The following is a 19,470-nucleotide window of genomic DNA, read 5'->3' as shown; positions in this document are numbered from 1 at the left end:
TGTTGAAATCTACAGTTATGGAAACACAAGCGGCAAATACCCAACTCACAATAGAAGAGCTGCAAAAACAAAATGCAAAGCTAGAGCAGCAGAACGCGGAACTGACCGCAAAGCTTAACTGGCTGGAACAGCAGTTCCGCCTGAGTCAGCAAAAGCGGTTCGGATCGTCCAGCGAACAAACCCACCCGGATCAGCTCCAGTTGTTTAACGAGACGGAAGCTGCGGCTGATCCCTCTAAAGCTGAGCCAACGGTAGAGACGATCGCATACAAGCGCAAGAAGCAAAGCGGTCAGCGGGAAGCCTTGCTTGAAAACTTGCCGACCGAGATCATCGAATACCATCTGCCCAAGGAAGAGCAAGTTTGTTCGTGCGGACACGAATTGCATGCGATGAGTACGGAAGTCCGCCGGGAACTGAAAATCATCCCTGCGCAAGTGAAAGTGGTTGAGCACAAACGCTTCGTGTATAGCTGTCGGCGCTGTGAGCAAGAGGAAATCCGTACGCCCATCGTAACGGCACCGATGCCACAGCCGGTGCAGCCGGGAAGCCTTGCCTCCCCTTCGATTCTCGGATACATCATGAGCCAAAAATATGTGGAGAGCATGCCGCTGTATCGCCAGGAGCAGCAGTTTGCGCGCCTTGGGGTTCTACTTTCTCGGCAGACAATGGCGAACTGGATGCTTCAAGGCGCTCATACGTGGCTTGAACTGCTGTATCGCCGGATGCATGAGCATCTGTTGCAACAGCCGATTTTGCATGCCGATGAGACGTCGTTTCAGGTGCTGCAGGAACCGGGTCGCAAAGCGGACGCCAAATCGTACCTGTGGTTGTACCGCACCGGAGCGAGCGGTCCGCCGATCATTCTCTATGAATACCAACCGTCCCGTGCAGGTGAACACCCGAAGGTGTTCCTCGCCGGATTCAACGGTTATCTGCAAGTAGACGGATACTCCGGATACCATAAGGTAACCGATGTGACCTTGGTCGGATGCTGGGCTCACGCTCGGCGAAAGTTCGACGAGGCGCTCAAGGCGCTTCCCGATTCGAAGCGGTCGGCTGCGGTCGCTGCCCGAGAAGGGTTGGAGTTTTGCAACCGTCTCTTCGCGGTAGAGCGCGAACTGAAAGAAGCGTCACCTGATGAACGTCACAAGGTCCGTACGGAGCAAAGTCGCCCCATTCTGGATGCTTTTTTGGCATGGCTGCAAACGCAGCAATCCCGCGCCCTGCCCAAGAGCGTCCTTGGCGAAGCGGTGAAGTATTGCCTCAATCAGTGGGATAAATTAAGTGCGTTTCTCCAAGACGGGCGGCTGGAGCTCGACAACAACCGCGGGGAACGGTCGATCAAACCGTTCGTCATCGGTCGAAAGAATTGGTTGTTTGCCAACACGCCTCGTGGCGCGCAGGCAAGTGCGATCATATACAGCATCTTGGAGACAGCCAAGGAAAACCAACTGCATCCCGCGAATTACCTGACATATCTGTTCGAGAGGCTGCCTAACCTTGCAGACCCTAAGGATTCAGAGGCTTTGGACAAGCTGTTGCCCTGGTCTCCGGCAATTCCACTGACTTGCCGCGTGTTCAACAAGAAATCTACCTAATTCTAAATTAGCCCTCATCTTATTAAAAGGTGGGGGCTATTTGACGCTTACATTTCTCCTATTTGAATGGCTATCAATTTATAATTCAATCCCTATCCTCCAGTTATATGCGCCGGGGCGCATATTTCATTGTTTTTGTTTTCACTTACCAGTTCTGACGCGTATCATGAATTCTGACCTAAACATCCTTACTTTATTTAAGCGTTTCTGTATCAAGTGGAATAAAGCCATATCTACCTACGCTAGGATCTTTAGTAAAATGTATATAATTTATTTTTGATTGAACATTTCTATTGGGTTCAACGTTTTCTAAAATGATGATTTGATAATCACCTTTTATTGTAGATAAATTATTGAAGAACGCTTGTTTCATGTCCAAAGGAATGTCATCGCTTTCTTCCAGAAAAATGTTTTCTCTGCTTTTTCTTTATAAGTAGTCAATGGTGAGTCCAGAATTACCATGCCCGGGTGTTTCAGTCCCAGTTTTCTAGTATATTTCATCAATCCAATTGTAAATGCTGCATTCAATATTGCCCGATAGCCCTTACCGTGATTTTTTCTCTTTTTTCCAGAAACAACTAGATCATGCGTTTCATGATCAAAAGATACACTTGTTAAATCGGGATAATTCCAATTCTCTAACAAGGTTTTAATCTCATTAGAAAAGTCCTTGTAGATTTCTTCACTTATTTCGTTAACATACTGAATTTTTACATTTTTCTTGCTCAACTCGTGCATAATATCCCGCTGAGTTATCTGATATTCAAGTATTCGTTTTTCATTTATCTCAATTTCATGAAAAAGCTTTTTTGTATTAAGCAAAAACTTTAGATGTTCCATCGCAATAACAGAAATAGGTTTTAGTTCTTTTTGAATGAATTGATCGATCTGAGCTATTTTCTGATTTAGTTCTCTAGCTGATGCCCTCTTTTCTTCCAGCTCACTTTTCAATGTACTAACCGTATCATTTAGATCAAGCAATTGACTTCTCAATTTGTCGCTCTCTTCTTCACACGCTATTTGAAGATTTTCTACTTGTATAGCATGGTTGTGTTCAAGAAAATTAAATGCTTCTTGATTAATCGTATTGTTACATATAGGACAGTTTGAATCATAAAGTTGTGATATAAAATGATCGCCTTCAATAATAAATTGTAGTCGATCCAAATCAGATAAATAGCTTTTCTTTAGCAAATCAAATCTTCCTACCAATTCTTCAAGCATTAATATTCGAGATTTGATTTCTTGCTCTTCTTCCCAAATTCTCTTCCTTTCCTCCATGTTTTCGTTTATTATTTTACTATTATCAGCAATTCGTTCAGACACTTGCTCAATTTGTAAATCTAGATTGTTTGAGTCAAGATCAATTACTAGTTCTTTCTTCTCTTCTATTTCTTTTCTTAACTTTTGAATTAAATTATTTATAATCTCTAATTTAGCTTCTAGTCGTGTCTTATATATTTTCGGGTCTTCTAATTCTGGACCTCCACTGTCGTCAACACCTGTAAGCACCGCTTTAAATGCTGATAGTTCAGCTGTTTTATTAGTGGGGATTCCTGATAATATTGGAGAAATTTCCGAAATTATTTTCTCTTCATTTATCATGATCATTCTTACGAAATTTCTGAAGGAAAAAGCAACCTTTTCTCCACGTTGGTTCTTTCGCAACTTCATGGATTCAATATTGTTAAATGAAAGCAAAAAGGTTGAAATGTTGTTATCGTCTTTTGGATCATGTGATCCCTTCAAATCAATAAAATCTTGCAATGGAGTGATTTCATCAATTTTGCAGTCATAAACTTGTATTTTAGGCTCGCCAATATCTCGCTTAAGCGTTTTTGTTTCTCCTAAATAGCTCTCGATCTCAAGATAAATTGTAGAGTATCCCATACTCTCATCAATTTCTTTTGGCTCATCGGAACTGCCGAACACATAATTAATACACTGAAAAATATATGATTTGCCAGTGTCGGATGCACCTGAAATTACATTGAGCCCTTTTCTAAAAATAACACTTGCATTTATTTTATTTCTGCCTGTAAGCCTTAACTCAGTTATATAAAAACCCTCTGCAGCCATTATTTATCTCCCCTAACTAATGACTCTCTAGTAAACTCTCCACCCCAACGATCAATATGATCCATCATAAATTCTTTCAATTCTTCATCAGAATAACTAGAAAATCTCTCCAATAAAACTTTACTCATTGCTCTCAGTTGAGACATATATTTTGATTCAAAGTGATTAAGAAATACCTCGCAGTACGGAGGGGTTTTGTACAGGATTCCATTGTGTCCATATTCAACTTCAACCAATTTTTTTCTTAGCATTAAAAGCAAACCTTGATTCACTAAATCTCTTTTTATCAGTATCTCACCTGATCTATAGGGTGTTGCAGGATGCAAACTTTCATAATTAGAGTCAATATCACCGTAATGAACCAGAAGATAGTCTAGATATATAATTCTTTGTAAATCAATTGCTTTACCTTCCAATTCATTCAATATTACCAAGCATCGAAGTCCAACTTCTAATGGAGTATTGAATAAATAGGTCTCTCTACTAAGAATAGAATTATTCATTTTTTCACCCATATAAGCTTATCTTTATTTGCCAATTGATGACAAATCCCACTTCTGTCACTGCCATCAACATACTTTATTAATACATTGCTTGTAATCGCTAGTCTTCTTGCTTCTTTAATTGTTTCTTTCACACAAACAAATCCATCAGGATGATCATCTTCAACTACATCAATAACACCTCTGTAAATTTCTTCCTGAAGTTTTTCAAATGGCTCATCATAGGGAAGTTCGTCTCTAGCAAACCTTCTTAAAGACTCGGCTTTGTAAAAGTCCTCTCTCTGTCTATTAAAATGTTGGAACAATTTAGGTTCAAAACCGAAATCAGTGCTTGACGAATTGATCGAAGGCTAAATATGGAAAAACATCTGCTAATCCTGTATTGTTGTAAGTCCTACCCAACAACAAAGAGGAATAAACAGATGCAAACTCAGTATATCAATGAAATGCTCGACTTACCAGAGCTGAAAATTAAACAAATTCTGTCCATCGATGCCGATGAACTTCACATAGAAGCTCTACCCGTGGACGCCAAGCAATGCTGTCCATGCTGTAAGTCCATTGAACATGTCGTCCGCAAGGGAAGAAATGAACCGCGGATCGTCCGGCATCTTTCCGTATTCGAAAAGCAAACCTACCTGCACGTGCCGTCGATTCGGATGTATTGTACGCGCTGTGAAGCCGGATTTGTGTGGGCGTACGAATTTGTCGGTCCCAAGCAGCGCTACAGCCGACTCTTTCGCTCCCAGACGGTCGAACAAGCGCTGGGGTCCACGGCCGCGCATAGCGCCCGGATGCAGCAAACACCGGCCAGTACCGTACAGCGCATGCATAACGAGGCGGTGCCAGTGGAGTGCGAGCGGATCTACGAACGTGTCTGGGAAGAAGCGCAAGAAACGTCCGGATTGGTTCTGGGGATCGACGACTTTGCCATCAAGAAAGGCCATACGTATAACACCGGCATTCACAACCTCAAAGGCGAGACGATGCTGGACTTGCTGCCCGGTCGAAAGCTGGAGGAACTGCGGGCGTATTCGCAAGAGCATCCTGGCTTCCTGCTGTTGAACCCGAAGGCGGTGGTCATGGATTTAGCTCAGGCGTATCACACGTGGATTCGCGAGTGTTTTCCAAAAGCGATTCGCATTGCCGATCGTTTTCATGTTCACGGTTACGTCATCGAAAGCGTGCAGGCGGTTCGGAAAACCGTGCAGAACACCCTGTCGCCACGGGCGAAGGCTTATCTGAAAGCGAACCATCGGTTGCTCAATCCGCCAGCGGAGTCGCTTGATGAAAAAAGCCGCGAACGTTTGGAAACGCTGCTCCATTACTCCCCTCTACTGCGCGGCGTGTGGGAATGGAAAGAAGCATTTACGACGTGGTACAACTGCTCGCCGAATCTTGCCATTGCCCAATTGGGATTTGAGCGTTGGTGTGAGCAGGGCGATCGGATTGATCACCCCGCCGTCCAAAGCACCCTGAAGACCATGCGCAACTGGAAAGAGGAGATCGTTAACTACCATCAATGCCGCTGGACAAATGCGACTGTAGAAGGCCGCCACAATCGCATCAAAGCCTTTCAGCGCCGCCACTACTTTACACGAAATCGCAGTCGCTATAAGGCTGGCATTCTGATCGAATGCAACCGACATCGGATGTTCGGCTAATTGTCAAGCACTGATTTTGAGATTGAGCCACAATTTATCATATTGTTTTAATTTTTCGATATCATGTATACTTTCGCCTATATGATCTGAATAAGCTTCATACAATTGGGATACATATCTAACTTCGTCAGGTTGAATGCTATTCTTTGGTTTTTCTGGTTGAGGTCTTTGTTTGTTCAATCCTCCACCAAATCTGTATTTATAAAAATGTGTCGTACTATACTGATCAATAAGCTTTTGCGGAGGACAATGAGTTATTATTGAAAAATCGAATTGTTCTACATAACTCAGTAATTCTCCTGTTAATTCTATTTCAGAAACCCCTGTTATCTTCTTTTTACATTTATCGTTCCATGCTAAGATTAATCCTTCCTTTAAACGAATAGGATTTTCGATTAACTCAGCTAGAGAATTTCCTATGCCGCATGAAGATATAAAGTAATACTTCCTCGGAACTGAATATGCGTTAATGAATGTGTAATAACATAGCTTTCCTAATTCCAACCAAATATCGCCTGGATATAAAGGATGATCGTAATGTTTACATTGATAATTATCCCATTCACCATTTTTGTCATCTTGCAATAAAGCAACAATATCTCTGCCTTTGTCACCTGCTGACCCACAACGATAAACTAATGCGTACTGTGCATTTAAATATCCATCTACCCATTCACATATCATATCTTCAAATTGATCCGCAGAAAAAGTTCGCAATCGATCTATAGGAGGAATAGGCACACCAAATAAAATATCGTAATTATCAGGAATTTTTGGCTTTCTTATTTCTATCAAATCTTCTACCAAATGGCCCATGGTGTCACCTGCTTATAATAAAAGATTCTGATTTAATGCTTCTACATTTTCCTTGAATTTCCTCCTATTTACGATATGTCATGAGTAAATATACCTATTTTCAATGAGGAATAATGATCAGGGGCTGGCATGAATGAGTTTATTCGCGTGAAATAAGAACCACCTCCTACTAGCCCCTGCACTAAATAAATTGTTTGTTAAACTAGCCGATCCCGATACAAATGCCGCATCGGCGATGATTTTGTGTGCTTCTCTCTCATTTCCGGCCTCCACAGGTTCACGTATTTTTTAACCATGTCCTGGGACGTGTGACCAAGGATGTCCTGCAGGCTGTACGGATCTCCGTCATGCATGATGTACATTTTGGCGAAGGTGTGCCGCAAGGTATGCGGACTGACCCGCACGTTGGTGATACCGGCGTCTTTCCCATACTGGCGCAGAGCTTCCTGGAACGACCGGACGCCGAGCGGTCGGCCATCAAGTGTAACAAAAAAGTGTTGCGATTTCACATCGCCCCTTGCCTTGATGTATCGGATCAAAATTTTGCGCACCTCATCGCAAAACGGAATGTCGCGCGGCTTTTTGCTTTTTCCGATTACGCCGAGTATCTGGCTTTCCTTCACGTCGACCTGGCTCATTTTCAGCTTAGTCATTTCCCCGATACGCAGGCCCGTATCGAGAATCAAGGACAGCATGGTATAATCCCGGAAACCTGTGAACGTATTCTGGTCCGGCTGTTTTAGCAAAGCGACGACCTGCTCCTCTGTAAAAGATGGAATAGTCGGGTGATGGCCTTTCCTTGTTTTCAGGTGTGCCGCCGGGTTGTCCGGGATCCATCCTTCCTCATGAAGAAATAAAAAGAAGCGCTTGATCGCCTTGATTCGATTGTTGATGGTGTTGAGCTTGTAGCCTTTTTTCTCAACCATGGTCATAATAAACTTGTTACGCAGGAAATCTGTCGTAACGTCATAAACACCTGCCTCAATCTCCTGTTCCTGCAAGATTCGGCGGTAGCATTCCAGGCTGTTTTGTTCGAACTTCACTGTATGATCGCTTGATGTTTCCGCTCGGCGGGCCTGGATAAACAATTTTACGGCTTCTTCCCAAGTCAACCGGTAACCGGCCCCGGAAAACGCGCCGGAATCGTACAGTTCATTGCTGCGCCGTTTGTGTGCAGTGTCGTTTTGCCGAAACATCCGTATTACATTTCCGCCCATGGCTCATCCCTCCGTCCGTTTTGGTTATTTTCCTGATTGATTTGCTTATCGCACATTTCGTAAAAAGAAGCTGGAATTTTTGTGTTTGAAACAGTCCATGAATACCTTCCATTCTTCTTCATGGTTCATGTGAATTTCAACGATGCCGGACCGTTGCTTGTGGTTCCATCTTTTTTCAACAATCCGACCACCGCTGTTTGCCACTTCCCATACATACGTATCCAAATCCCCTTCATGGTTGCATTCGACGAAAACAAGGGTCTTCACCATCGATATCGCCTCCCCGATTGGACAATGGAAAGCATTAAGCGTATGCCTCATCTTTGTTAATGAAGGATCTTTTCAGTAATCTCGAAAACAACGAATTCTGCCGGCGCTTTTTCGATGCCATATGCCTGCTTCATTCGTTCCGATGCCCGTTGCCGCGCCAGTGCTTCTACTTTCGATCGGTCTGACGTGAAAACCGTAATCCGAATCCGGTAACCGTCCGCTACTAACCCACATTCAAACTGCCGGTCCACCTGATCATCCCTTTCCATCCGATTTGTTCCTGCAAGAAAGACACAAGTCCTGTCCTTTGTATACCTGATCAAAAATCCCCGGTTCGACTCTAATCGTTTTCCCGCAACGACTGCATGTGAAAGAATAACGGTTCAACACAACTCGCCTCCTGTGCCGTGAAACAATAAAACCGCCCCAGCGGGACGGCTTTCGTTTACACGTTTGAACATATTTGTTTTTGAACAATTATCGATTCAGTGAAAGTATAGTTTGGCCGATTTCCGATGTCACAAGCTACCCATCATCATCGTGCCACTGCTTATATTGTGCCACGACTTCCTTGATCTTTGATTGGGTGTAAACCAAATCGACGTGCAGCAGGAAGCGCTGTTTCCAAATAATGTTCCGCTTCCTTCTTCGCTTGCGCGACCGTTAAGTGATTAAAACTGGCATGCTTTCATCCCTCAAAAGAACTTCAGACCCTTGTTAACGAATTCGCAGAGGTGAAGATATTCCGGAGTCTGAACTCGATCGGGCTTTCCACCAACAACACCAGTCGAAGATTGCCCTTAGCTTCCATCCAAAACACCGGCTCTTTCAAATAATACTGCGGACGATAAACCCATGCCGGGCACTCCAAATTGTAATCGTTGCACAGCTTTTCTGCCATACCCGCCAAAAAAGGCAGGATATGGAGAGCCAGGTTCGGATAAAAGGCAGGTTCCTGTTCCACCATTTGTTTTCTTTTCTCATTGTCGCTGCGATAAAATTCATCCAAAAAATTACCGGTATGAATTTCGAAGCTTCCTGCATTCTGACTGGTCAGATGCGCGATATCACGCAACTCCATAATTACCCCATCCTTTTATAATCCGTTGCCGAAAAGTTCTTCCAGCACATACTGCGATCTCGGCGGCATCCGATTTTGCGGATAAAATTTCTCAAGTACTGCCAGCGCCTCGTTCATCGTCCGGATGCCCAAGTACCTCGCCAAAAATTGAATGTCCTCCCGATCCTTGCTTTCAAACCCTCGCGCGGCCAAACATTTCATGGCAAACATATACTCCGCTGTAGCCGCGTAGATCGCCAGATTGGACATACGCTTAAACAACCGGACGTCATGATTGCGGGAGACGTATCCCTTGACTGCGGGATTCAACCAATCCGGCTCCAGATTGTATTCGTCCGCAATATTTTTGATAATGGTATACATTTCACTTGTCGGCGCAAATACGGCGTCTATATCTTTGGTGACTTCCCGGCTATGGAATACAAGGCACATGACCGCGCCTCCGAACAGGCACAGTTCCCCATGCAACCCTTTCTGTTTCAGTCTCTCGTTTACCACTTCCAAATAATTCATGATCGCCGACCTACTTAACAAAATGATCTTCTCCTTTCATTATAAGTCGATTGCACTTATTTCAAAAGCGAGAAACGGTTCCCGACATTTGCCGCACGTCGCGGCCAACGTTGCCCCTGTACGCGGCGCAGGTATTCATGTCGGGAAAAGATGCTGACCATGCAAAATGCCCGCCAATTGGCGGGCATTTTGCAAGAACAATTTGTATGTTTCCATTTGTTCAACCTCAGACATCTTACCTTAATCCTTTGAGGCCAGTTGAGATAACAATTCCAACCACCTGCCGAAGTCCGCTGTTTTGGACCAGATCGAAAAATATCCGCTTCGATCGCTGGCTGTGTTCCGTATCGCCTTGCTGTAAGGCTTTCTGCCAGCCAATCAGTTTTCGCCTCACTTCCAATGTCAGTTGTTCGGTCCGTTTTTGAAGCTTTGTCAACACCCTGAATCCCCACTTTTTAAGTGCAAAACCCATATGAGGTAAATCCCGATCATTGGGGTGGATCCGCATTACCGAACCTTTCATCGACAGGAATCTGGCGGATCAATTCATCTATACTGGCATACATGTGAAACCCGTCCAGAAACCCGCGTACGTACATCTCCTCTTTTTCTATGGACTCTTGAAAACTAAAACGGTCCTCCCATTCCACAAACTGGCGCTGCTGTTCTTCGGAGAACGTTTCCTTGAGCTGTTCAAACAACTCGGACACTTCTTTCCATGCCGTACTATGTCTTGGATGCATACGCATGCGCTGGCCGAGTACATCAATTCGTTTCCGGAAAGCCGCGATCAACCATGGAGGTACACCATCCACACCCATTTCTCCTTTCCTCGGAAGGTGTGTCGATCTTACCTCTGCTGCGCCCGGTGTAGCAAGTCGTTTTTCCCGATTACCGACTTCTTTTATCGCCGTGTTTCGAACGACCAGTCGACGCTCTTACCGTCAAAATGGCGTACCGTTTTCTCCACCACCGCGCGGATTCGGATGTTGTTCGGCGGGCCGCCGTCCCATCCCCGGTCGTAGTTGGCCAGATTACGGTTGAATCCGGCAGACCGATCCGGGTACACAGTCAGGCGGCTGATTCGCCCTTCGGCAATCCCGTATTTGGACGGTTCTGAAAATACTTGGGCCTGAACAAAATATCCGTCCACTTCACCTTCGAACAACCGGCCCATGAACCATGGACCCTTCTCTTGAAATGACATGTTCATCCCTCCCCAAATGAAAAGGACACGACCGTTTGTATCGATCCTGTCCCTCTTAATCGTAAGGCTGGTTTTCTTTGATGGTGCCGCACTTGTCGCACTTTACCGTGCACGAACGAGGATAATTCAGCCGTTCCATTCCGCTCAAATGCTTCGGATACTCCTCCACTTTGATGACCATAAAAATCCCGCCGCAGGTACATTTGAACACACCACTCACCTCCTCCTTTCTGTTTCAAGCTTCTCTGTCATTCCATCCGGAAATCTTGGCCATTCAACACCCCGCGCAATGCCCGTTCCAATTGCCTGTCCATGGCATCCATGATGGATTGCGGATTGTATCCTTTGTCCCTCGCAAAAGCTGCAAGATCCCGACGGAAATTTACATCTGAAACACAATGAGACACGACCAGCACGGTGATCCAATCCTTCGGCAAAGAAATTGGGTTCTTCATCGCCCGCCCCCATTTCTGGTCAATGTTTATTGGTAAAACTTCAAAGCCTGCATTTCTTTCATGGCTTTATTGCAGAGAAAAAATCCGCCAATAATTTCGGATTTCATCCAGTTCCCCGCTATGCCATAGACTTTTTCCGGCACGCGTTTCAAATTGCCATTGCCACTGGTTAAATCGATCACGGCGCACATAAACGGTAACCGGGTTGCCGTATTTATCTTTGGTATGCAATTGAACGACATTCTGACTGATTGGCATCGTTTCGATGAAGAATAGAAATTGGGACTGGCTCATCGAGTCACCTCCCCGTTCCCTTAAAAACACAATGGAGAAATCCGAATTAGATCCTTCTCAAGCTCACTCTACCCGATATGGAGTGAATCTTTCCGTCTTATCATTTTGCAAACAACGCTTCGGTAGCTACCAAACTCATTGACTACCCGGCGATCTTGTTTTTTTGGCTCGTTATTCGATTCCGATCGCCCGGCCAATGGGAACGCCGTTCATCATACCGTAAATGGCATCGCTGTCGGCGTTCGTGTAAAGGATCAAATGCCCTTCCACCTTCGCCATGTGCTGGGCGCCATTGGAGGAAAACGAGAGGGCAGCGTCCGGATACGCTTTTTGCACTTTTCGTTTGAAATGGTCATAGCTCATGCAACTGCTCCTTTCCGGGGTTTATCATTTCTTCTTGGGATACAGGAACGAGACACCTTCCTTGAGCTCCAAAACGCCTTTCTTTTTCATAAACGCCTCCAGGTCTCCTTCGTAGACCTGGATTGTCACGCCGTTTTGATCCCGGATGTAGTAAAACGTATCGCCAAAACCGTTCTTCTCTTTGGATATGACCTCCAGTGACGGCATCCATTCCCCCTCCTCCGTCAAGCCCGTTCCATAGCAAACAGGCGGCTGGACCGGACAAAAGCATCCGCCGCCGGACGGGATGTCGTACATGCGCATTCCTCCATAGACACGAAAAGAACCCCTGCGTACAGGAGTCCTTTTCGTGTAAAGTGATTAAGAGAAAAATAAACCCGAACTAATGCGTTCCACCCGTACCGAAGTCATCATACGAGGACAGGTTGGCATGGTAAAAAACGATATCGCCGTCCTTCAACTGGAACGTCACGCCGTACGGATCGGTGAAGCTGCGCTGGAATCCTTCCATCTGCCACTGGTTGTTCAGCGGTCCATGGATGTACTGCAAATGCGGGTTGTTCAAGTCCCGGTTGCGGATCGTCTCGATGTTAAAGTTGACGATGATAAACCCGTCGCGCATGAAAATGGGCGATTTGTCATCCAGCCGGTTCGTGCGCCCGTACTCAGCAAGGTTGAATCCTTTCGGCACGACATACGGCGCGGCGGGCAAGCTGTATTCTCCGTACCACTTCTGCACCGAAGCGTTGGCGCGCGCCGCATCGACGCCGGACGGCACATTCATGCTGCCTAAGAACGTCCGGAGCTGGGGCGGCAGCAGCATAATGTCATATCCTCCGACGTAGGTCGGTTTTTTGACGCCTTTCAGGTACTGGTCGATATACGCCTGCTTCGTGCCGGAACCGCCGTTCAAACTCCACAACGAGCTTGCCGTGTTGATCAGTTCCTGCTGCGGCACGTTTCTCAGCCGTGTATCCAGCGTAATATTGCGCCGCTCCACATCGTCGCTCGACCCGATCCGGATAAACTTCTCGTTCCCGGAGTGGTAGTAGAGATCAACTTCCTGCCGGTTCTTGCCTTTACTGTCCACAAAATAGAAGGTCGGAGTAATACGAATGCCGTCGCTCGAGCCGAACATATTCCCTTTCGTTTTGACGTCAAACTTGAAATGATACCCCGTTTTCACAGCCAAGTTTTTCTTTCCGTCTTCCGGGTGGCTGCCCTGCCGAACCGGCAGCACAAAGGGAGGCTGGTTGCCCCGCGCCGCGCCGTCAATTCCTTTCGTACCGACCCAATAGGCCTTTCCGGTAGGCGTGGCGCTGCCCTTTTGCGTCCGGAACACCGTTTCCCAATTGTAATCTGCGATGTCGGTGATGCGGAAATCATAGAGACGGCCAATGACCTCCACCGGAACAACCTGCGTGGCGACGTGATTGGCCACCTCCATATTGGCGTTCATCTGTGTGCCAAAAGAAGACGGCGGGCTGTTTTCCGCAAAGGTGCGGAACAGCACGTCATAGTTGCCTTCGTCGACCCATACCGGCAGGAAGAACGTCATTTGAGCCTGTCCGACCGGAATGGACGTCCACGTTTCTTTCGGAATGAACGTCGATTTGTCGGCGTTGTACACGTCAAACGGGAACCAGACCTGCTTGTCTTTCGTGTACTTCGCATAGTCCCGGTTGCCGTAACCTGGAATGTCCCGGTGCTGGCCGCTGGTCGGAACGGTAACGGTAAACGGCCGGTCCAAAATGAACGCCGACCGACCGGTAGCCGGTTGCGTCTTCTGATTGTGCGCCTTGTCGTCCGAAACGGAGGCATAGTTGACGACCGGCGTATGCACGGTAACGGTGTTGATCCCGTTGATCGGAAACGTTTGATTCGCCCCGCCGTTAATGCCTTTGACGAGCGAATAGAATATCGTACCCGAACTTGGCTGGTTGGCTTTGTTTACCTTGCCGGAATCGATCACGTAGCCTTTTTCGTACAGCACATCCTGTCCGATCATCGGCGGGGCCGGAATCGCTCCCGGCGCCGGAGCCTGTTCCTCTACCGTCCGGTTATCCATCACCGTCGTTCCATTGAAGACGAGCGAATCGTTTATCACCTTGATCTTGCCAATCGCCTTCTCGGCCTCGCTTTTCCAATCCTCGTTCGGAACGGATGGACGGCTGGAACCTCCGGAAATGGTCTGACCCGGAAGCGTCACATTCGAGTAGATCGGATGGGTAATATGCGCATCCAGCGAAGCATCGTGGGCCGCAGATACATTCGGCGGGGTGTAACCGTTCGGCTGAACGGTGACCGTTCCCGATGGCAGCGCATAGTTGGCAAATGTCGCTTTTTGAATGCCGTATACTTCAAGGCGGTTGATGACCCAATAGCTGTATTTGCGTTCGATCGTATAGCTTTTGGTCACCGTCTGCGTGTCCGAGCGGGGCACGGTTATCGTAGTCGGATTGCCATCCGCATCCGGAGGACCGGAACGTGTTTCCGTCCAGGTCAGCGTGTACGTTTTGCTCACTTGAATCGGATACTGCTGCGTGCCGGATATTTCGACAAACTCATTCCGGTACAAATACGCTTTCGACAAGGCATTCACATACAGGCTTTCGGAGGTCGGGATTCCTTTCAGCACATCGAATTTCTCTGCGCCGCGCTGATCCGCCCTGATGACGCCTGTTGCGCCCGGATCCATGACTTCTGCCTGCCTGGAATCGCCTGGAGTCGTATCCCCGCCATCCGATTTGCGTAACGTATGGTCCGTTGTGGAGTCGCCGGTATTCCCGTCCACATCTTTGACGACGACAGTCATTTGCACCGTCACACTGGAACCGGAAGAAAACGGGATTTTGATGGGGATCGTTTTGCTGGCGGATGTGCCGGTGAGCGATCCGGTCTTGTCACTGTCTTGCGCAAGCGCAGCATTTCGGATATCCGTGATTTCGTACGATTTCAGATTTTTGAGCGCTTCGGCTTCAAAAATAAAATCCCCGTCCACTTCGGCAACCGTTTTGTCCACCGTATCCGGCGCTTCAATCCGGGAGGTGACAATCACCGAGGAGGGGATTTTATAGATGCCGACAAAGTTGGAGCCGCCTGCCGCTACGGTGATCGATCGCTCCCGAAGCTTCGGGTCTCCTTTTTCCTGAATAAATTGCTTCATGTCCGGTTTATCGTTGTTGATAATATACGACCGGATAATTTCGTAGGTTTGGCCGTTATCGGTGATTTGCTGTTCAAAGGTATGGGTGGCCTCCGCCCCGGTCGCGTACTTACCCTTGTCCGTTTCCTTCAGCTTAGTGCCGTCTTCTTTCTGGTAAATGGCTTTGACCGGATTGTCCTGTTCCTTGTATTCGGCGATGATGTCGGCTCCGCTTAAATACACACTGATGTGCCGGTCGAGCAGATTTTCCTGTCCCTTTTCCCGAACGAACTTTTTATTCCCCGGATTGTTTTTGGATACAAAATACGACCTGACGATTTCATACGACTTTCCGCCTGACTCGAATGTTTCCTCGAACGTATGCTCGATCTCTTCCCCGGCTTTATAGTCGCCTTTATGGAATGTGCACGCCGGATCCGGAATAACGGCGCCCGTTTCGGTTTTACAGACGATATCGACCGGAAAATCCGGACTGTCATACGTCACCGGAACGCCATAATAATCGTCCAGATCGTCAGGATGCGCCCATGGCTGCGCCTTTTTGATTTCATCTAAGGTATAGTACGGCCCGCCGATTTTGTTCCCGTTTTGCGTAACGATCATGATGGCATATAGATAAAGTTGATCATTCTGCTTGATGCCTTCCATTCCGCTGTCTGTCAAAGCCTTCGTTACTCTCGTCTCCGGTACTTCGAAAAAGGTGGTGACCGGTGTTCCTGGTGCCGGATTTTGGGGATATTGATCCACTTGTTCCAGGCCCTCGATTGATGCTGAGCCTGTTCCTGTCGGATCGCAGTGTTTGCCTTTGGAATCATACGTACATATGGACGCATCTTCCCTGCGCACCGTCCAACCGACCGTTTTGTATCGAATCCCTGACGAAGCGGCCGTACTTGTGATGTTAAATGTTATTTTCCCGCCAGTAATTCGAACTTTAGGAACTTCCGCGTAAATTCTATAGGAAAAAAAGGACAACAAAAAGTGCATGCTAGCAGCATGCACAATCCCAATTTGATTCTTTTATTCATTTTTAATCAACCTTTCGGATGATACTATTAAAAAACAGGCTCGCTCCCGGACTCACTTTTAAGGTTTTTCCCCAAGTTCCTCCGACGTTCGTATCCATTACAATATCCGAATATCCCTCGTACCAAACTCCCTTTTCAAATGGAGTGTCGTTAGGAACCCATGTATCATTCTCCAATTTCATGTCACCGGGAAACCAGGTATCATAAACAAGTGTTTTGTGCTGTTTGAAATGATTAAACTTTATCCTGAACTTTGACCGAACGTTATACCCTCCGAATCCATCCTGATATATCATGGACGGTTCCGGATCGAGGTATCCCTCAATCACAATTTGATTATCCTTTACCCAATCGACATATTCCCGAGCTGCTTTCAGTTTCCCAACATTGCCGTCCGACTGCACCTCAGCCACCTTCTCAGCCCATGTGTCATCAATCGTCCTGTAGTCGACATTGAGCCATAATGCTCCGAATGCTTTTAACCGATCCATCCAGATGTCAATGTTTTCTTTCTTGAATTCGGGCCAACTGGCGTACATCTCCGCCGATACGGACCTTTCCTTGACATCGGGATGGGAAAACGGGTACTTCATCTCGTACATTTCATTCGGAACATCAGCCAAAATGTACGGATAGTCCTTCGCATTTTTCGGAAGGTTGGTGGTGCGAATCAGGCGTCCCCACTGATCGTACTTTCCCTCGGCATCTTCCTTTGTTTTGATGTGCACGGTTGCGGTAGCTTCGTCCCACTTGACTTCCGCGCCCAGCACTTCGCTCACAAACCGCAGCGGGACGAACGTTCTGCCCCCGCTTATAATCGCCTTTGTGTCAAAAGCGACTTCTTTATCGTTGACGAGTGCTTTGTTTTCGCCGATAGTAAGCCGAATGCGCTGATCGCCCCGTTCGATTGGAACCGACATCGTATCCGGCTCCCAGCCTACTTTGGCATTCATTTTTTCAGCCACAAAGCGCACCGGCACGAGCGTCCGGTTGTTTTCATCGATGAAAGCCTGCGCATCGGGAAACCAGATTTTTTGTCCGTCCATGACGACGCTCACAAACGCCGGGGCTTTCGCTGCCGCGTTGGATATCCCGGTCATAAGACCAAACGCCATCATTACGGCCAAGCTTGTGCTAACCCATTTTTTCACGCTCGATTCACTCCTTTTTTCGAGAATAATTGAGAATATCAGGAAAAAATCGACGTTGTGCCTCCATCATATAATCCCTGTGCCGACCTGTCCACCCCGTATCGCTTGAATTCCGATTTGAGCCGATCGCTCATGGATGGTTGCTGCATGACAGCGGCATATACCCTTTTTGCGCGGCCGCTTTTTCGCTGGCAAACGTTTCTTCCACCGGGTACGGGAACGCACAGGTATTGCGGTAATACACCTTTCTGCCGTCTTTAACCGCCCCCAGAATAATCGGCTTTTTCAACACCCGGCTCCCGCCAAGCGCGTAGTTGTTATACGTTTTCCGCCCCATCGGAATGCCCTGAACAAAAGCCATGACGCCGATATCGTTCACCGTATTGTTCCATTCCTCTTCGCTGATCGTCGGAAGCGTAAACGTATAGGAAATGCCGTTGCGTGAAGCATACTGGTTATGCCGGTTGATCCGGTACGCCAGCTCGTTTTGAACCGCATTTACAATCCTGCTGCGCCGCACTTGCTCGAACAACTCCGCATTGTGCAGCAACGGAATCGAGGATTGGATTTCCGAGCGAAAGCCCTCCTGCCATGTCCGGCTCCCGGCTTCGTATGCAATTACGTAATCGTCCAGCGTGAAGGATAAGCTGTTTCCCTGCGCATCGGCATATGCGTATGGCTTCTTTGATCCCCATACGGGACGCATTTCCGTTTCACCGGCTGCGTTCGTAAACTCTTCTTCGGCGTACACCCAAAAACCGTCATAGCCAATGACGATCACAGCCGGAATGTAGCGGTTCAGAACCCCCTGTGCGATTGGGTCTTCTGCAACACCAAAGTTCATGTACAGCGTCCGGTAAAACGTATCGATCGCTTCCTCCTTATTCACCCGCATCCGTTTAGCCGATTCATACCGGGCTTCCTGCTGTTCGTTGACGTTGATCAGCAGCGCCCGCGCCGCATCGTCCACCGCCGTATCCAGCGCGGCATCATATCGCAGCTCCGTAATCATCATCCGGCGCTGCGTTTCGGTATCGGCTCGATTGATCACATAGAAAGGAAGCAGAATCAATACCCCGACGATCGCCCAATTAATAATCTTCATTTCGCACCGCCCCGCCGTAGGGAATGAAGATTTTTTCATGTGGGCTGCTGGCGTTGTTCAGAAAATCGTGCAGGATCGTGCCATTCGTCCGGTTCGTGTTCTTTACCACCACATAAAACATATCCCCGACATGCAGCTTGTAGCGGCGCGACGGATCGTCCTTGCCCGCCGCGCTGTCCGGAAACAGCACATGGAGAATTTGCGCGTTGTAGAACCGGTCAAAGTGAACCTCGTATTCGTTCCGGAACGTCTCCGGACGCGCCGGATCGTCGTAAACCGGAATGTATCGCTTTTGCCCGTGCTCCATCTGCACATCGAATGTGTTTCCCGTTGCATGTATCGCTTGCAAGAAATCGTTATACATGGACGGGGAGATGAATCCTTTGTCCCTGACCGCATCGACAAACGAAGTTGTGGCCCGCAGGACAACCAGCTCCGACACGTCGTCTTGCTGGTCAAACGCGGCCGAGATCGGAAAAATATATAATAGAAGAATCGCGATGATCACCGCGAACACTTTCAAAATACTGTTCATCACACACCCCTTTCACCGCGACACGAATACGATTTGCTTAAGCTGTCCATCTGGCCCGCGCTCATAGGAAGGAGTATATCGGCCATTCAGACGAATGGCTGAAACAGCGATATCTTCCCGCTCCAGCGATGGGGCATACCGGGTACCGTCTACCACGACCTCCATTCCGATTTCTCCGATTTGGGCGATCGTTTGCAGCACTTCCGCACCGGACACGCTGCCGTCTCCGGTAATCGGGGAGAGCGTCGGCATTACGTTGCGATCCTGCGCTTTTCCTGATACATAAGCCGTATCCAGCGCAGCAGCGCCGCTTTGGAACAGCAGCAGTCCGGCAGTGGCCGCCATGACAAAGATGAGACAAGCGAAGCTCATGTCGATCATCGTGCGCACGGAATGACTCATCGGCGCACCCTCCTTTCTAAACA

Annotated in this window: 23 protein-coding genes; 2 read left to right on the top strand and 21 right to left on the bottom strand. The window is 47.5% G+C overall.

Annotated elements, in window-relative coordinates; translation table 11 throughout:
• Window positions 1-17: 17 nt before the first annotated feature.
• Window positions 18-1,598 carry an IS66 family transposase gene (gene tnpC / locus EXW96_RS25830; RefSeq protein WP_174351745.1) on the top strand — a complete coding sequence of 527 codons (1,581 nt, stop codon included), beginning with the start codon at window positions 18-20 and terminating at the stop codon, window positions 1,596-1,598.
• A 369-nt stretch (window positions 1,599-1,967) separates the two neighbouring features.
• Here tnpC and EXW96_RS25825 read toward each other — a convergent pair whose 3' ends face one another.
• From EXW96_RS25825 to EXW96_RS25815, 3 genes are read right to left on the bottom strand one after another with little or no spacing between them, the layout of a single operon-like run.
• Window positions 1,968-3,677 carry an AAA family ATPase gene (locus tag EXW96_RS25825; RefSeq protein WP_174351736.1) on the bottom strand — a complete coding sequence of 570 codons (1,710 nt, stop codon included), beginning with the start codon at window positions 3,675-3,677 and terminating at the stop codon, window positions 1,968-1,970.
• Complete coding sequence (locus tag EXW96_RS25820) at window positions 3,677-4,192, bottom strand: ABC-three component system middle component 2 (protein WP_144938252.1); 516 nt, start codon at window positions 4,190-4,192, stop codon at window positions 3,677-3,679. Before EXW96_RS25820 ends, EXW96_RS25825 begins: the two co-directional genes overlap by 1 nt.
• Window positions 4,177-4,485: an ABC-three component system protein gene (locus EXW96_RS25815; protein WP_174351735.1), complete on the bottom strand. Its 309-nt coding sequence runs from the start codon at window positions 4,483-4,485 to the stop codon at window positions 4,177-4,179. Before EXW96_RS25815 ends, EXW96_RS25820 begins: the two co-directional genes overlap by 16 nt.
• Window positions 4,486-4,602: 117 nt before the next feature.
• Here EXW96_RS25815 and EXW96_RS25810 point away from each other — a divergent pair, with 117 nt between their 5' ends.
• Window positions 4,603-5,844, top strand: coding sequence for an ISL3 family transposase (locus EXW96_RS25810; RefSeq protein ID WP_174349589.1), 1,242 nt, complete (start codon window positions 4,603-4,605; stop codon window positions 5,842-5,844).
• Between the two features lie 3 nt (window positions 5,845-5,847).
• Here EXW96_RS25810 and EXW96_RS25805 read toward each other — a convergent pair whose 3' ends face one another.
• From EXW96_RS25805 to EXW96_RS25720, 18 genes are all read right to left on the bottom strand, one after another.
• The gene (locus EXW96_RS25805; protein ID WP_174351734.1) at window positions 5,848-6,660 is read right to left on the bottom strand and encodes a hypothetical protein; all 813 of its coding nucleotides are present in this window, start codon (window positions 6,658-6,660) and stop codon (window positions 5,848-5,850) included.
• A gap of 197 nt (window positions 6,661-6,857) precedes the next feature.
• Window positions 6,858-7,877 (bottom strand): tyrosine-type recombinase/integrase, encoded by a 1,020-nt coding sequence (locus EXW96_RS25800; protein WP_144938246.1) that lies wholly within the window; start codon window positions 7,875-7,877, stop codon window positions 6,858-6,860.
• A 326-nt stretch (window positions 7,878-8,203) separates the two neighbouring features.
• Entirely contained in the window at window positions 8,204-8,416 is a 213-nt protein-coding gene (locus EXW96_RS25795; protein ID WP_144938243.1) for a hypothetical protein, read from the bottom strand.
• 437 nt (window positions 8,417-8,853) lie between these two features.
• Complete coding sequence (locus EXW96_RS25790; RefSeq protein WP_174351733.1) at window positions 8,854-9,228, bottom strand: hypothetical protein; 375 nt, start codon at window positions 9,226-9,228, stop codon at window positions 8,854-8,856.
• 15 nt (window positions 9,229-9,243) lie between these two features.
• Complete coding sequence (locus tag EXW96_RS25785) at window positions 9,244-9,762, bottom strand: DUF6036 family nucleotidyltransferase (RefSeq protein ID WP_225312648.1); 519 nt, start codon at window positions 9,760-9,762, stop codon at window positions 9,244-9,246.
• A gap of 214 nt (window positions 9,763-9,976) precedes the next feature.
• A complete protein-coding gene (locus EXW96_RS25780; RefSeq protein ID WP_144938240.1) occupies window positions 9,977-10,177 on the bottom strand; it encodes a hypothetical protein in 201 nt (66 codons plus the stop codon).
• A 52-nt stretch (window positions 10,178-10,229) separates the two neighbouring features.
• Window positions 10,230-10,556, bottom strand: coding sequence for a DUF6809 family protein (locus EXW96_RS25775; protein WP_174351732.1), 327 nt, complete (start codon window positions 10,554-10,556; stop codon window positions 10,230-10,232).
• An 89-nt stretch (window positions 10,557-10,645) separates the two neighbouring features.
• Window positions 10,646-10,948 carry a DUF7678 domain-containing protein gene (locus tag EXW96_RS25770; RefSeq protein ID WP_062493983.1) on the bottom strand — a complete coding sequence of 101 codons (303 nt, stop codon included), beginning with the start codon at window positions 10,946-10,948 and terminating at the stop codon, window positions 10,646-10,648.
• A 55-nt stretch (window positions 10,949-11,003) separates the two neighbouring features.
• The gene (locus EXW96_RS25765) at window positions 11,004-11,159 is read right to left on the bottom strand and encodes a hypothetical protein (protein WP_174351731.1); all 156 of its coding nucleotides are present in this window, start codon (window positions 11,157-11,159) and stop codon (window positions 11,004-11,006) included.
• A 37-nt stretch (window positions 11,160-11,196) separates the two neighbouring features.
• A complete protein-coding gene (locus EXW96_RS25760; RefSeq protein WP_174351730.1) occupies window positions 11,197-11,403 on the bottom strand; it encodes a hypothetical protein in 207 nt (68 codons plus the stop codon).
• A 66-nt stretch (window positions 11,404-11,469) separates the two neighbouring features.
• The gene (locus EXW96_RS25755) at window positions 11,470-11,697 is read right to left on the bottom strand and encodes a hypothetical protein (protein WP_062493985.1); all 228 of its coding nucleotides are present in this window, start codon (window positions 11,695-11,697) and stop codon (window positions 11,470-11,472) included.
• A 171-nt stretch (window positions 11,698-11,868) separates the two neighbouring features.
• The gene (locus EXW96_RS25750) at window positions 11,869-12,060 is read right to left on the bottom strand and encodes a hypothetical protein (RefSeq protein WP_144938230.1); all 192 of its coding nucleotides are present in this window, start codon (window positions 12,058-12,060) and stop codon (window positions 11,869-11,871) included.
• A 24-nt stretch (window positions 12,061-12,084) separates the two neighbouring features.
• The gene (locus tag EXW96_RS25745) at window positions 12,085-12,357 is read right to left on the bottom strand and encodes a hypothetical protein (protein WP_144938228.1); all 273 of its coding nucleotides are present in this window, start codon (window positions 12,355-12,357) and stop codon (window positions 12,085-12,087) included.
• An 85-nt stretch (window positions 12,358-12,442) separates the two neighbouring features.
• On the bottom strand, window positions 12,443-16,213 hold the full coding sequence (locus EXW96_RS25740) for a DUF5704 domain-containing protein (RefSeq protein ID WP_254611575.1): 3,771 nt from the start codon (window positions 16,211-16,213) through the stop codon (window positions 12,443-12,445).
• A gap of 43 nt (window positions 16,214-16,256) precedes the next feature.
• Window positions 16,257-17,405, bottom strand: coding sequence for a copper amine oxidase N-terminal domain-containing protein (locus tag EXW96_RS25735; protein ID WP_174351729.1), 1,149 nt, complete (start codon window positions 17,403-17,405; stop codon window positions 16,257-16,259).
• Between the two features lie 130 nt (window positions 17,406-17,535).
• A complete protein-coding gene (locus EXW96_RS25730; protein ID WP_019007344.1) occupies window positions 17,536-18,510 on the bottom strand; it encodes a hypothetical protein in 975 nt (324 codons plus the stop codon).
• Window positions 18,497-19,045: a hypothetical protein gene (locus EXW96_RS25725; protein ID WP_019007343.1), complete on the bottom strand. Its 549-nt coding sequence runs from the start codon at window positions 19,043-19,045 to the stop codon at window positions 18,497-18,499. The genes EXW96_RS25730 and EXW96_RS25725 overlap by 14 nt, the downstream gene beginning before the upstream one ends.
• A 12-nt stretch (window positions 19,046-19,057) precedes the next feature.
• The gene (locus tag EXW96_RS25720; RefSeq protein ID WP_019007342.1) at window positions 19,058-19,447 is read right to left on the bottom strand and encodes a hypothetical protein; all 390 of its coding nucleotides are present in this window, start codon (window positions 19,445-19,447) and stop codon (window positions 19,058-19,060) included.
• Between the last annotated feature and the right edge of the window lie 23 nt (window positions 19,448-19,470).

Origin of the sequence: Paenibacillus sp. JMULE4 (assembly GCF_013337105.1) — a bacterium.
Taxonomy (GTDB): domain Bacteria; phylum Bacillota; class Bacilli; order Paenibacillales; family NBRC-103111; genus Paenibacillus_G; species Paenibacillus_G naphthalenovorans.
Note: the sequence above shows the minus strand (reverse complement) of the source record. Positions and strands in the feature narration are given on the sequence as shown.